Source organism: Corallococcus exercitus (assembly GCF_003611585.1).
Lineage (GTDB): Bacteria > Myxococcota > Myxococcia > Myxococcales > Myxococcaceae > Corallococcus > Corallococcus exercitus.
Genome location: NZ_RAVW01000007.1, coordinates 1 through 12,211 on the forward strand (window position 1 = coordinate 1; position 12,211 = coordinate 12,211).

Annotated in this window: 11 protein-coding genes and 1 riboswitch; of the genes, 5 read left to right on the forward strand and 6 right to left on the reverse strand. The window is 69.2% G+C overall.

Annotation, left to right across the window (positions count from 1 at the left end; translation table 11 throughout):
* The first annotated feature begins 115 nt into the window (after positions 1 to 115).
* Positions 116 to 188, forward strand: a riboswitch (S-adenosyl-L-homocysteine riboswitch).
* Between the two features lie 90 nt (positions 189 to 278).
* Positions 279 to 1,709, forward strand: coding sequence for an adenosylhomocysteinase (gene ahcY, locus D7W79_RS01635; RefSeq protein WP_120523555.1), 1,431 nt, complete (start codon positions 279 to 281; stop codon positions 1,707 to 1,709).
* Between the two features lie 63 nt (positions 1,710 to 1,772).
* Here the strand turns inward: ahcY and sthA are convergent, their stop codons facing one another.
* The 3 genes from sthA to D7W79_RS01650 form a co-directional block, all read right to left on the reverse strand.
* Positions 1,773 to 3,170 carry a Si-specific NAD(P)(+) transhydrogenase gene (gene sthA / locus D7W79_RS01640; RefSeq protein WP_120523556.1) on the reverse strand — a complete coding sequence of 466 codons (1,398 nt, stop codon included), beginning with the start codon at positions 3,168 to 3,170 and terminating at the stop codon, positions 1,773 to 1,775.
* Between the two features lie 92 nt (positions 3,171 to 3,262).
* Positions 3,263 to 4,441, reverse strand: coding sequence for a PPC domain-containing protein (locus D7W79_RS01645; RefSeq protein WP_244221548.1), 1,179 nt, complete (start codon positions 4,439 to 4,441; stop codon positions 3,263 to 3,265).
* Between the two features lie 198 nt (positions 4,442 to 4,639).
* Complete coding sequence (locus D7W79_RS01650) at positions 4,640 to 5,095, reverse strand: cupin domain-containing protein (protein WP_120523558.1); 456 nt, start codon at positions 5,093 to 5,095, stop codon at positions 4,640 to 4,642.
* A gap of 83 nt (positions 5,096 to 5,178) precedes the next feature.
* Here D7W79_RS01650 and pdxR point away from each other — a divergent pair, with 83 nt between their 5' ends.
* Both pdxR and D7W79_RS01660 read left to right on the forward strand, forming a co-directional pair.
* Complete coding sequence (gene pdxR / locus D7W79_RS01655; protein ID WP_120523559.1) at positions 5,179 to 6,621, forward strand: MocR-like pyridoxine biosynthesis transcription factor PdxR; 1,443 nt, start codon at positions 5,179 to 5,181, stop codon at positions 6,619 to 6,621.
* Positions 6,622 to 6,642: 21 nt separating this feature from the next.
* Positions 6,643 to 7,434 carry a DUF4328 domain-containing protein gene (locus D7W79_RS01660; protein ID WP_120523560.1) on the forward strand — a complete coding sequence of 264 codons (792 nt, stop codon included), beginning with the start codon at positions 6,643 to 6,645 and terminating at the stop codon, positions 7,432 to 7,434.
* A gap of 6 nt (positions 7,435 to 7,440) precedes the next feature.
* On the opposite strand, the gene D7W79_RS01665 is transcribed toward D7W79_RS01660, so the two are convergent.
* Genes D7W79_RS01665 through D7W79_RS01675 form a run of 3 tightly spaced genes read right to left on the reverse strand, consistent with a single transcriptional unit; the run spans position 7,441 to position 9,527 of the window.
* Positions 7,441 to 7,881, reverse strand: coding sequence for a nuclear transport factor 2 family protein (locus D7W79_RS01665; protein ID WP_120523561.1), 441 nt, complete (start codon positions 7,879 to 7,881; stop codon positions 7,441 to 7,443).
* Between the two features lie 42 nt (positions 7,882 to 7,923).
* Entirely contained in the window at positions 7,924 to 8,937 is a 1,014-nt protein-coding gene (locus D7W79_RS01670; RefSeq protein ID WP_120523562.1) for an NADP-dependent oxidoreductase, read from the reverse strand.
* Positions 8,934 to 9,527, reverse strand: a complete 594-nt coding sequence (locus tag D7W79_RS01675; protein WP_120523563.1) for a DUF2239 family protein — start codon at positions 9,525 to 9,527, stop codon at positions 8,934 to 8,936. The genes D7W79_RS01670 and D7W79_RS01675 overlap by 4 nt, the downstream gene beginning before the upstream one ends.
* Before the next feature lie 129 nt (positions 9,528 to 9,656).
* Between D7W79_RS01675 and D7W79_RS01680 the strand changes: the two genes are divergently transcribed.
* Positions 9,657 to 11,195 (forward strand): acetyl-CoA acetyltransferase, encoded by a 1,539-nt coding sequence (locus D7W79_RS01680; RefSeq protein WP_120523564.1) that lies wholly within the window; start codon positions 9,657 to 9,659, stop codon positions 11,193 to 11,195.
* Positions 11,196 to 11,425: 230 nt separating this feature from the next.
* Positions 11,426 to 12,196 carry a polysaccharide lyase family 20 protein gene (locus D7W79_RS01685; protein WP_120523565.1) on the forward strand — a complete coding sequence of 257 codons (771 nt, stop codon included), beginning with the start codon at positions 11,426 to 11,428 and terminating at the stop codon, positions 12,194 to 12,196.
* Positions 12,197 to 12,211 lie beyond the last annotated feature (15 nt).

Below are 12,211 nucleotides of genomic sequence, written 5' to 3' on the forward strand. Positions count from 1 at the left end.
GGACGTGGGAGGGGGCGGATGTCCTCCCGCCCACTCCTACATGCGACCGGCGGCCGGCCCGGCGAGCGCCAAATGCCCTTTGAAATTCAGGGCGCCTTCCCGTAGTTTCCCCCGCGACTTCGAGGAGCGTTGCGAGGCCTTCCCGGCCCCAGGCTCGAAGCCGAATGACCCAACGGCGCTCACCTGTACGCGTTTCTTGCGAGGGTGAGGTGGCCTTTCCAGGGCCCCAGCTTCCCCCTTGCCAGCACGGCGCGCCACCCTGGATCCGGAGCCACACCATGACCGCGGTTACCAAGCAGCAGCCCCACGACTACGCCATCGCCGACCTCAAGCTCGCCAGCTGGGGCCGCAAGGAGATCCGCATCGCCGAGAGCGAGATGCCCGCGCTCATGGCGATCCGCGAGGAGTACGCGAAGCAGCAGCCGCTCAAGGGCGCGCGCGTCACGGGCTCCCTGCACATGACCATCCAGACGGCCGTGCTGGTGGAGACCCTCCAGGCGCTGGGCGCGCAGGTGCGCTGGGCCTCGTGCAACATCTTCTCCACCCAGGACCACGCCGCCGCCGCGCTGGTGGAGGCCGGCACCCCGGTGTTCGCCCACAAGGGCGAGTCCCTGAAGGAGTACTGGGACTTCACCCACCGCATCTTCGAGTTCGGCCCCGCCGGCAGCGACCACGAGGGTCCGAACATGATCCTCGACGACGGCGGTGACGCCACGCTGCTCATGCACCTGGGCAAGCGCGCGGAGAAGGACCTGTCCGTCATCGCGAACCCCCAGAGCGAGGAGGAGCGCGAGCTGTACGCCTCCATCAAGGCCAAGCTCGCCGAGGACGGCACCTGGTACTCGCGCAAGAGCGCGAAGATCCTGGGCGTCACTGAGGAGACGACCACGGGCGTGCACCGCCTGCAGGAGATGTCCCAGAAGGGCACGCTCCTGTTCCGCGCCATCAACGTCAACGACAGCGTGACGAAGAGCAAGTTCGACAACCTCTACGGCTGCCGTGAGTCCCTGGTGGACGGCATCAAGCGCGCCACGGACGTGATGGTGGCCGGGAAGATCGCCGTCGTCGCGGGCTACGGCGACGTGGGCAAGGGCTCCGCGCAGGCCCTGCGCGCGCTGTCCGCCCAGGTGTGGGTGACGGAGATCGACCCCATCTGCGCGCTCCAGGCCGCGATGGAGGGCTACCGCGTCGTGACCATGGACTACGCCGCGGACAAGGCGGACATCTTCGTCACCGCCACGGGCAACAAGTCCGTCATCACCCATGACCACATGGCCAAGATGAAGGACCAGGCCATCGTCTGCAACATCGGCCACTTCGACAACGAGATCGAGGTCGCCTCCCTGGAGAAGTACAAGTGGGAGGAGATCAAGCCCCAGGTCGACCACGTCATCTTCCCGGACAACAAGCGCATCATCCTGCTGGCCAAGGGCCGTCTGGTGAACCTGGGCTGCGGCACCGGTCACCCCAGCTACGTGATGTCCAGCTCCTTCGCGAACCAGACCATCGCGCAGATCGAGCTGTACTCGCACAGCGACAAGTACCAGGTGGGCAAGGTGTACGTGCTGCCCAAGCACCTGGACGAGAAGGTCGCCCGCCTCCAGCTCAAGAAGCTCAACGCCCAGCTCACGGAGCTCACCCCGGAGCAGGCGCAGTACATCGGCGTGGAGAAGAGCGGCCCCTACAAGCAGGACACCTACCGCTACTAGTTCCTGCCTGAAGTGACACACCCGGGGCACCGTGGGCTTCAGCCCGCGGTGCCCTTCGTGTTTTCAGAACAGCCGGTTGAGGCCGTTGAGCGCCGCCACGCGGTACGCCTCCGCCATGGTGGGGTAGTTGAACGTCGTGTTGATGAAGTAGTCGATGCCGTTGCCCGGCCAGTCCTGCGCCATGATGGCCTGGCCGATGTGGATGATTTCGGAGGCGTTGTCCCCGAAGCAGTGGATGCCGAGGATTTCTCGCGTCTCCCGGTGGAACAGCAGCTTCAGCATGCCCACGGTGCGGCCGGTGATCTGGGCGCGTGCCAGGCTCTTGAAGAAGGCGTGGCCCACTTCGTAGGGGACGCCCGCCTGGGTGAGCTCGCGCTCGGTGCGGCCCAGGCTGCTGATTTCCGGGCTGGTGTAGATGCCGGTGGGGATGTCCTTCACCAGCTTGTGCTCCATCCGCCCCTCCACGATGTGCGTGGCGGCGAAGCGGCCCTGGTCATAGGAGGCGCTCGCCAGGGACGGGGCGCCCACCACGTCGCCCACCGCGTAGATGTGGGGCACGGACGTCTGGTAGCCGTCGTTGACCTGGATGCACCCGCGCGAGTCCACCGCGATGCCCAGCGCCTCCAGCCCCAGGTCCTGGCTGTTGCCGGAGCGGCCGTTGGCCCAGAGGAACACGTCCGCCTTCAGCCGCTTGCCGCTCTTGAGATGGAGCACCACGCTGTCGTCGTGCGGCTCCACCGACACCATCTCCTCCTGGTGGCGGATGAGCACGCCCTGTTCACGCAGGTGGTAGGAGAGGGCGTCCGAGATTTCGTCGTCCAGGAAGGACAGGAGCCGGTCGCGCGTGTTCACCAGGTCCACCTTCACGCCGAGCATCCGGAACATGGAGGCGTACTCGCAGCCGATGACGCCCGCGCCGTAGATGATCATCGACAGCGGGGACTCGCTCAGCTTGAGGATGGTGTCCGAGTCGAAGATGCGTGGGTGGCGGAAGTCCACGTTCGCGGGCCGGTAGGGCCGGGAGCCCGTGGCGATGACGAAGGCGTCCGCGGTGAGCAGCTCCACGGAGCCCCGGGGCTCCGTCACCTCCACGGTGTGGGCGTCCCGGAACTTCGCGCGGCCCACCAGAAGCTCCACCCGGTTGCGCTCGTAGAAGGTGGTGCGCAGCTGCACCTGCTTGGACACGACGTTGGTCGCCTTGCGCATCATGTCCTTGAAGGTGGTGTGCCGGGCCAGCTCCGCCCGCAGCTCCGGGTGGTCCAGTTGCACGTCCAGCAGCCGCTGGATGGCGTGGCGCAGGGCCTTGGAGGGGATGGTGGCGGTGTGCGTGCAGGCGCCGCCCACCAGCGCACCCTGCTCCACGGTGCACACCTTGCGGCCGGACTTCACCGCCTTCATCGAAGCCCCTTCACCGCCGGGACCGGAGCCGAGGACCACCACGTCGAACCGCCGAGCGCTCATGGGGCCGGAGTGTTCCCCCAACCCCAGCCCCGAGGGAAGAAATCACCTCGGGGCCGGGCACTGCTTCACACATCAGGGCGTGTGGGGTGCGTTCAGTAGGACGCCTGCAACGTCAGCCCGGAGTAGTCCGTGTAGCCCTTGATCATCACGTGGTAGACGCCCGCCGTGGGGGCGTTGATGAGGCACGACTCCGTGTTGCCGCCCGTCAGCGGGCGGCAGTCGTAGACGTAATCCTCGGGCCGCGAGCCCTGGCGGACGTACAGGTCCGCGTCCCCCGTGCCGAACATCGTCTGCACGAGCAGCGAGGTCTTCCCGGCCGGCACGGTGATGGTCCAGTAGCGGTACGAGTCCTTCGCGCCCGACAGGCCCGTCACCGGGACGTTGTTCGTCAGCGTGCCGCTGGTGGGGTTCCCGGTGCCGCCGGTGACATAGGACCCGCGCAGGGCCGCACCGGTGAGCGTCATGGACGCGTCCGGGTTGTACAAGCGCACGTGCCAGGTGCCAGCCGTGGGGTTGGTGACGGTGCACGACTGGTTGTTGCTTCCGCCCAGGGTGCCCTTGCAGTCATAGGACGCCAGGGTGGGGGAGCTGCCTCGCTTCGCGTAGAGGTGGGCCGTGCCACCGGAGCCGAAGTAGGTTTCGAACGTGAGGCTCGTGGCCCCCGACGGGACTTCGAGCGTGTAGTCGCAGGAGAAGGTCCCGGGAGCCGCGCTCAGGCCGTAGGTGGTCGAGTTGTTGGTGATGGGGCTGGTGCTGGTGCAGCCCGGTTGACCGGTGGTCAGGGTGTAGGTGCCCGTGATGGTCGCGCCGGAGAACGTGCTGTAGCCATACATCCGGGCGTAGTAGATGCCGGACGACGTCACCGTGAGGGCGCAGCTCTCCGAGTTGGAACCGCTGGCCGACTTGCAGTCATTCGTCGCTTCCGAAGGAGTGCTTCCCCGGAGCACGTACAGGTCGCCGTCGCCGGTGCCTCCGCTGGTGGTGAATTCCACGCGGGTGGCCCCGGTGGGCACGGAGAGCTTGTAGATGCAGGACCAGGCGCCTGCCTCCTGGCCCACGCCGGACGCGGGCACGCCGTTGCTCAGCGTGGAGGTGCTGGTGCAGTCCACGGCCTCGGCCTGGAGCCGCCGCTCCGGCGGAGGCCCCTTCTCCGTCACCGCGACCTGTTCAACGCTCTCTCCCGCCGGCACTTCGATGGCCCCCTCTTCGAGGGTTCCGGTGGGCGACTCCAGCTCCGCGCCACAGCCCGCAAGGGCACACGTCAGCCACACCGCGGCCAAGGACTTCCATCCAATATGTTTCAAGATGTTCCTCGATTTGTGAGAACGCTTGTCGCCCGGGGCGGCGAAAGCCTGCCCTCGCCGGGCCTCGGACAGCACGAAAGCTAACAAGCATGTCTGACATTCCGCGTGAGGACGGCCCGCACGGAGCGCACGGGCCGGAAGGCGGGAGCTTCTCGCGGCTTGGGGCTACTCGCAGGTGGCGAGGAACTCCGCGCCGTGTTCCTGGCACCAGCGGCGGTACGTCTCCAGCCGGTCCGCGGACGACACGCTCTTGAGCACCTGGCCGTCCTCGCCCAGGTATTCGATGGCGCCCTTCACGTTGATGAGCAGGACCACGGGCTCGTCGCCCACGACCTGCCAGCTGTCGACGTTGCCGGGCGGCTCATAGACATACATGCCCGGGCCAATCACCTCGCCGGTGTCGAGCAACTGGCGGCGTCCGGAGACGTTGAAGGCGTGCGTCTCGCCGGTGTGGCGGTGCTGGGGGATGCGCGTGCCGGGCTCCAGGCGGAAGAGGTACATCCAGCCGCTGCCGTCGCGGAAGAAGCGCAGCGGCTTGAACGCGAGTCCGGGCCGGCCCATGGGGATCCACGGCATGCGTTCAGGGTCGATGGGGTGGGAGGCGTAGGCGGAAGAGGTCATGCCGGAAGAGTGCTCCGCCCCTGGCCCGGTGACAGGGCCAGGATTGCCGGATTCCATTGGGCCAATCCGTGGGAGGATGCGGCATGGACTTCCATGTGGAGCTCCAGGGCCGCCGGGACCTGGCCGGGCAGATCTACCGCGGGCTGCGAGCCGCCATCCTCGACGGGCGTCTGCGGCGTGGGGAGCGGTTGCCGCCCACCCGCGAGCTGGCGCTGCGCCTGGACGTGGCGCGCAACACCGTGAGCGTGGCGTATGAATGGCTCGCCGCGGAGGGGCTCATCGCGGGGCGCACGCGGGCGGGCAGCTTCGTGCAGGGAGAGGCGTCCCGGCCGCGCGGCAGGGCAGGGCGTGAGGCCCAGGTGCCGCTGCGGGCCCGAGCCTTCTGGCGAGCCCTGCCGGACCTGCCCGCGCCGCTGGCCCCTGCCGCGTATGACTTTGGCGTGGGCAGCCCGGACGTCTCCCGCTTCCCCTTCGAGTCCTGGCGCCGGCTGGTGGCGCGCCAGCTGCGGGCGGCCACGGTGTCCGGAGGCTACGTGGACGCGGCGGGACACCGGGGGCTGCGGGAGGCGGTGGCGCGGCACGTGGGCCTCGCGCGGGGTGTGCGCGCGGAGGCGGAGGACGTGCTCATCACCAATGGCGCGCAGCAGGCGCTCGACCTGGTGGGCCGGGTGCTCATCGAGCCGGGAGACTGCGTCGCCATGGAGGAGCCGGGCTATCCGCCCGCGCGGCAGGTGTTCCAGTCGCTGGGCGCGCGCGTCGTGCCCGTCCCGGTGGACGCGGAGGGGCTGGACGTGGCGGCGCTGCCGGATGCCGCCCGGCTCGTCTACGTCACGCCGTCGCACCAGTTCCCGCTGGGCATGCCCATGTCACCCGCGCGCAGGGTGGCGCTGCTGGAGTGGGCGAAGCGGCGGGACGCGGTGGTGATTGAAGACGACTACGACAGCGAGTTCCGCTTCGGAGGCCGGCCCCTGGAGACGTTGCATGGGATGGACCGCTCCGGACGGGTGCTCTACGTGGGGTCGTTCTCGAAGGTGATGGTCCCCATGTTGCGGTTGGGGTTCCTCGTCGCGCCGCCGTCGCTCCAGCGGGAGCTGCGGTGGGCCCGGCGTGTGATGGATTGGCACAGCCCGGTGCCGGAGCAGGCCGCGCTGGCGCGGTTCATCGACAGCGGGTTGCTCGCGCGTCACATCCGCAAGATGCGGCGGGAGTACGAGGCGCGGCACACCTGCGTGGCGGAAGGGTTGGCGCGCCACTGCGGGGACTGGCTCCAGGTGGTGCCCTCCGTGGCGGGCCTGCACCTGAGCGCCACCTTCCGGCGGGGCGGCCTGGCCCTGGAGCGGGAGACAGTGACGCGGGCCCGGGCAGCGGGGGTCGGGCTCATCACCCTGTCGCGCTACTTCGCGGGGCCGCGGGCGCGGGCGGGGCTGGTGTTGGGGTATGGCGGCATTCCGGCCGTGCGCGTCCCGGAGGGACTCCGGCGGCTGGGGGCCAACCTCAATCAGGTGGTGGGATTGACGAAGGATTGAAGGCAGGTCCTAATTCCTTTCATGCTCAACGCCGCCGAGGGGGACGTCGCGTCGCAGCCCATGTGTCCGCAGCATCCCGAATGGGAGGCGGTGCGCACCTGTGCGCGGTGTGGGCGGTACGCCTGCCTGGGATGCGAGGGGAGCGAAGGCCGATGCCGTGAGTGCACGCGGCTCTCCGCGCTGGAGGTGCCGGACTCGCGAGCGAGGGCGCGCCGCGCCACGGTGCTGCAATACGTCTCCGGCGGCGCGTCCCTGGTGGGACTGCTCTTCAACCTCCTGCTGTACCCCGAGCTCAAGGGGGAGCAGCAGGAAGTGGCCGAGTACGGCGCGTTGGGCCTGGCCTTCGTCGTCGCCCTCACCTCGCAGGTCTGCCTCCTGATGTGGGTCCACCGCGTGGTCCGGCAGCTCAAGGCCCTGGGCGCGGACCTCGGGATGACCCCCGCCCGAGCGGTCTGGATGTGGTTGATCCCCGTGCTGAACTGGTGGAAGCCGTACCAGGTGATGCGGGACATCGCGGATCGGCTGGGGGGAATGTCCTTCGTCGCGGCGCTCCCGCTGCAGCTGTGGTGGGGAGTGAACTTCGTGGGGCGGACGCTGGAGAAGGCGGAAGCGAGGATGATGGCTGGCAAGTTTGGAGAGGTCGACAGCACGACCATCGAAATGGTGAGTCTCCTGTCCTCGGTCTGCTCCGTGGCCGTGGCGCTCCTCTGCGTGCAGCTCATCAAGGAAATCCAGACGCGGCTCGATCAGCGTCGCGAGGGACTGTTCGAGCCGGAGGCCCCGGTCGTCCGGGAGGAGGCCGCGGCGGCATGAAGCGGGCTACTTGGCCAGACGCGTCGCGTGGCTCGCGGCGAGCTTCCACTGGCCGTCGCGGTACACCCACGTGTCGGTGAACTGGTAGTCGCCCTCGAATTGCGTCTTGCCGGAGTGACCCTTGAGGGTGGTGATGCCGGTGACGACGGCGGCGTCGCCGTACAGGCGGACCTTCTGGTGGTGGTTGCGGAAGACCTCGTAGACGGGGTCCTTCTTCGTCACCTCCGCGAGGTTCTGCTCCAGGTCCGTCACCGTGCCCTTGGAGTCGGTGAGGGTGAAGCGCGCGTCCAGGCTCTTGCGCAGCGTGGCGGCGTCAGCGGTCTCGAAGGCGCGGCAGACCGCGGCTTCGACCTTGAGCAGCTCGCGCTCGTCCTGCGCGGGGTCCCGGGCTTCCGCGACGCCCGTGGCGAGGGCGAGGACGGTGGTCAGCGTGGTCTGGAGTTTCATTCGAGGCTCCGTGCGTGAGGTGGAACCCGCACGCTATCGCGGTCACGGAGGCGCCGCGACGCGGACCAGCTGCTTGCCCAGGTTCCGGCCCTCGAAGAGGCCGCGCAGCGCGGACGGAGCCTGCTCCAGCCCTTCCGCGATGCTCTCCGCATGGACGAGCTCGCCCCGGGAGGCCCAGGTGGACAGCTCGCGGAAGGCCTCGGGGAAGCGCGGGACGTGGTCCAGGAAGATGAAGCCCTCCATGCGCGCGCGCTTGAAGGCCAGCTGCATGTAGTTGCGTGGCGTGGTGCCGTAGTCGTGGTCCTTGTAGCCGGAGGAGACGGCGCCGCAGAGCACCACGCGGGCGCGCACGGCGAGGTGATCCAACGCCGCCTCCAGCACCGGCCCGCCCACGTTGTCGAAGAAGACCTCCACGCCCTTGGGCGCCAGCGCCTGGAGTCGCGTCCGGACGTCCTCGGACTTGTAGTCGATGCAGGCATCGAAGCGGGCGACGCGGGTCACCCAGTCGGCCTTCCGTGGACCGCCCGCGATGCCGATGACACGGCAGCCCCGGAGCCGCGCCACCTGCCCGGCGATGGAGCCCACGCTGCCGGCGGCGCCGGAGACCAGGACGGTCTCACCGGGGGCCGCGCGGCCCACGTCGGTCATGCCAATCCAGGCGGTCAGCCCGCTGGCGCCGTAGAGGTTCAGCATGGCCTTGGGATCGATGCCGTCCGGCACCTTGTTGAAGCCGAAGAGGCCCGCGTCACCGGCCAGCGCGTACTCCTGCCAGCCCGTCATGCCCGTCACCCAGTCCCCCACGGCCAGCCGTTCGGAGCGGGACGCGATGACCTGGCCGACACCGACGCCGCGCATGACCTCGCCGAGCTCGACGGGCCGGATGTAGGTCGCGTGGGGATTGAGCCAGGTGCGCTGCGTGGGCTCGATGGAGAGCCAGACGACGCGCACCAGCGCTTCGCCGGGGCCCGGGGTTGGCACCGGTGCCTGACGCCATTCGAAGCAGGCGTCGGAGACTTCGTCGTGGGGACGCGACTTCAGCACCCACTGGTGGTTCACGGCGTCTCCTTGGAGAAGGCAGGGGCCGCGAGCCTGCGCGCGCAGTCGCGGATGTCGTCCGGCCAGGCCCGGGTCCACTTGTTGAAGCGTGCGCGGTCGCCCGCGTAGAGCGCGCGGGCGGCTTCCTCGTAGCCCGGCGCGTTGCCGGCCATCGCGGTCATGAAGCGGTCCGTGGCGGCCTGGGCACGGCGGACGCGGTCGGCATCTCCACTGGTCGCACGAGCGGCCTCCACCAGTTTGCGCAGGGCCACGGACGCGCCGCCGGGCTGCTCGGACAGCCACTCCCAGTGGCGCGGCAGCAGCGTCACCTCGCGGGCCACCACACCCAGCTTCGGGCGGCCGGGGCCTCGGGGCTCGGAGGATTCAGCGGCGGGATCCGGCGCGGGCTGGAGCCGGGCGAGCACCTCCTCCAGCGTGCCGCGCAGGTGGAAGTCCACCGTGCGCCCCGTGGCGTCGTCGAACAGGAGCAGCGATTCGGATTCACCTGCGTCGAGCGCGCCCTTGGCGGCGGTGACGACCTCGGCGGGTGACCCGGAGGCAAGCAGACGCTGGCCGGCGAAGGCGGTCCAGGTGGCGGAAGGGGAGGGCATGGCGAAGATATTACCCGGGTAGAAATGGGCGTCAATTCTGCCCGGATGATATTGGCGGCCTGTGGCGCATTGACCGTGGAGGCTGCATCGTGGGAGCAGGGCAGTGCGGAGCGGACCCGGAGCCAAGGCATGAAGGACGCGAACAGGATTCCCGTCATCGTGGGCGTGGGGCAGGTCAACGACCGTCCGGAGGATCCGCTGCGGGGCCTGGACTCGCTGGGGCTGATGGAGGCCGCGCTGCGGGCGGCGGACACGGACGCGGGCGGGGGCTGGCTCTCCCGGCTGGACTCGCTGGCGGTGGTGGACCAGCTCTCGTTCCGGCAGATGGGACCGTTGCCGCTCCCGCTGGCGGAGCGGCTGGGAGCCCGGCCTCGCATCCTGGAGCAGACAGCGGAAGCCCATGGGCACAGCCCGGTGCGGTTGCTCCATGAGGCCGCCAACCGGATTGCCTCCGGGGAAGTGGAGGTCGCCGCGGTCGTGGGCGGCGAGGCGCTGCGCACGGCGGCCCGGCGCGCGGCCCTGGCGGCCGGGGACGCCCCCTCCGCGCACAACGCCGCGACCAGCATTGGCGTCCAGGCGCACGCGGCCTACCGGCGGCGCTACGGCCTCAACTCGCCGGTCGACGTCTATCCCCTCTATGAGAATGCGGGCCGCGCCGCGTATGGCCAGACATTGGCGGAGGCGCAGCGGGAGAGTGGCGAAATCTGGTCGCGGTTCTCCCAGGTCGCGGCGGGCAACCCGGGAGCGTGGATCCGCGAGCCCGCGTCCGTGGAGGCCATCGTCACGCCCTCACCGTCCAACCGGCCCATCGCGTTCCCGTACTGCAAGCGGATGGTCGCGAACAGCGCCGTCAACCAGGGCGCGGGGTTCCTCGTCACCAGCCTGGCGAAGGCCCGCGCGCACGGCGTGCCGGAGGACCGGCTCGTGTACGTGGGGCGAGGCGTGGCGGCGCACGAACCGGAGGACTTCCTCGCGAGGGATGGCTACGCACGCTCGCCGAGCATGGCCGTCTCACTGAGACGCACGCTGGAGTTGAACGGGCTGACCGTCGCCGCGCTGGACTTCGTGGAGCTCTACAGCTGCTTCCCCTGCGTGCCGAAGATGGCGCGCCGGGTGCTGGGCTGGCCGCTGGAGAAGCCAGCCACCGTGTTCGGCGGCCTCACGTTCGGCGGTGGGCCCATCGCCAACTACATGAGCCACGCGGTGGTCAGCATGGTGCAGCGGCTGCGCGAGCAAGGACGCTACGGGCTGCTCTTCGGCAACGGCGGCTTCGCGACGCACAACCACAGCCTCGTGCTCACGCGCGAGCCGCCGCCCGCCGGAACGCTCCCCCAATGCTTCGAGTATCAGGCGGAAGCGGACGCCGCGCGTGGCCCCGTCCCTCCGTTCGTGGAGGGCGCCACGGGCCCCGGCCGCATCGAGACGTACACGGTGCTGTACGAACGCGACGGCAGCCCCAGGTTCGGCGTCATCGTCGGGCGCGGCGCATCCGGTGAGCGCTTCCTCGCGAAGGTCCCGGCCCACGACACCGCGGGCATCGACTTCCTGTGCGACGGGAAGGAGGAGCCTGTCGGCAGTGAAGGGCACGCCGTCGCCGGACCCGGTGGGGACATCCTTTGGCACCGGACCTCGCCGAGCACTGATGGGCGGGTGCGCTCTTCCTCCTGATGTTGCCGCTGTGCAGGCGGACGCGCGGACGGCTCCTGTCGGAGTCTGCTCAACCGTCACATCGGTCATGCAGTGCATGGGGCAGGTGGCGGCCCGGCCGTAGGCCACCGTGGCGGGCGTCCAGGAGGAAAGCCTGCTGGGCCGTTCCGCCGACGCGCGCGCGAGCCTTCGGGAAGCATCGGCGGGTCTCCTTTGTCTGTCCTCTTCAACCCCCGGACAAAAGGACCAAGATGCTTCGACTCCTGAAACTCGCACCCCTGGCGCTCCTGCTGCCCTTCGTGGCGCAAGCCTCCGTTGTCTGGAAGGGAGACTTCGAGACCGGCGACCTGTCTCAGTACAGCGAGACCTGGGCTGTTGCCCCGGACCGCATGCAGGTGCAGGGCGACCTTGTCCGGGATGGCAACAAGGCACTGAAGGTGACCGTCCAGCAGGGAGACAAACCCATCAATGCCAGCGGCAATCGCAACGAGCTGGTCCAAGGCACCTATGAGCAGGACGGCTCCGAGTACTACTACAAGTGGAGCACCCTGTTTCCCCAGGAGTTCCCCAGCTCACCGCGGTGGCAGGTGTTCACGCAATGGCACCATGACGGCTGCTGTGGCTCCCCGCCGCTCGAGTTCTTCGTCACCAACGACACGATGAACATGCGCGTCGGAGGAAGCTCGGGCGAAGTGCTGTGGCAGGCGCCGGTTCAGCGGGATCAATGGAACGACTTCGTGATGCACGTGAAGTGGTCGCCCGACCCGAATGTCGGCTTCATCGCGCTGTACCACAACGGCCAGCTGGTGGTGCCGAAGCGCAACATCGCCACGCGCTTCCCGGACATGCAGGGCTACCTCCAGCTCGGCTACTACCGGGATGCGAGCATCCCGCAGACAGCCTCGGTCTACCATGATGGTTTCACCATGGCGACGACGCTGGAAGAGGTGATGCCCGCGGGCGCGGCGCCCCTTCCGCCCGAGGGTGGGGACGCGTCCACGCTTGCCGCTGCGGCTCCCTAGGCCGCCGTGTCGGCG

Excerpts from the sequence above, each read along its gene's own strand:
- ahcY (WP_120523555.1), top strand. The coding sequence starts at position 279 with ATGACCGCGGTTACCAAGCAGCAGCCCCACGACTACGCCATCGCCGAC.
- sthA (WP_120523556.1), bottom strand. The coding sequence starts at position 3,170 with ATGAGCGCTCGGCGGTTCGACGTGGTGGTCCTCGGCTCCGGTCCCGGC.
- D7W79_RS01650 (WP_120523558.1), bottom strand. The coding sequence starts at position 5,095 with ATGACCTCTTCCGCCTACGCCTCCCACCCCATCGACCCTGAACGCATG.
- pdxR (WP_120523559.1), top strand. The coding sequence starts at position 5,179 with ATGGACTTCCATGTGGAGCTCCAGGGCCGCCGGGACCTGGCCGGGCAG.
- D7W79_RS01660 (WP_120523560.1), top strand. The coding sequence starts at position 6,643 with ATGCTCAACGCCGCCGAGGGGGACGTCGCGTCGCAGCCCATGTGTCCG.
- D7W79_RS01665 (WP_120523561.1), bottom strand. The coding sequence starts at position 7,881 with ATGAAACTCCAGACCACGCTGACCACCGTCCTCGCCCTCGCCACGGGC.
- D7W79_RS01675 (WP_120523563.1), bottom strand. The coding sequence starts at position 9,527 with ATGCCCTCCCCTTCCGCCACCTGGACCGCCTTCGCCGGCCAGCGTCTG.
- D7W79_RS01680 (WP_120523564.1), top strand. The coding sequence starts at position 9,657 with ATGAAGGACGCGAACAGGATTCCCGTCATCGTGGGCGTGGGGCAGGTC.
- D7W79_RS01685 (WP_120523565.1), top strand. The coding sequence starts at position 11,426 with ATGCTTCGACTCCTGAAACTCGCACCCCTGGCGCTCCTGCTGCCCTTC.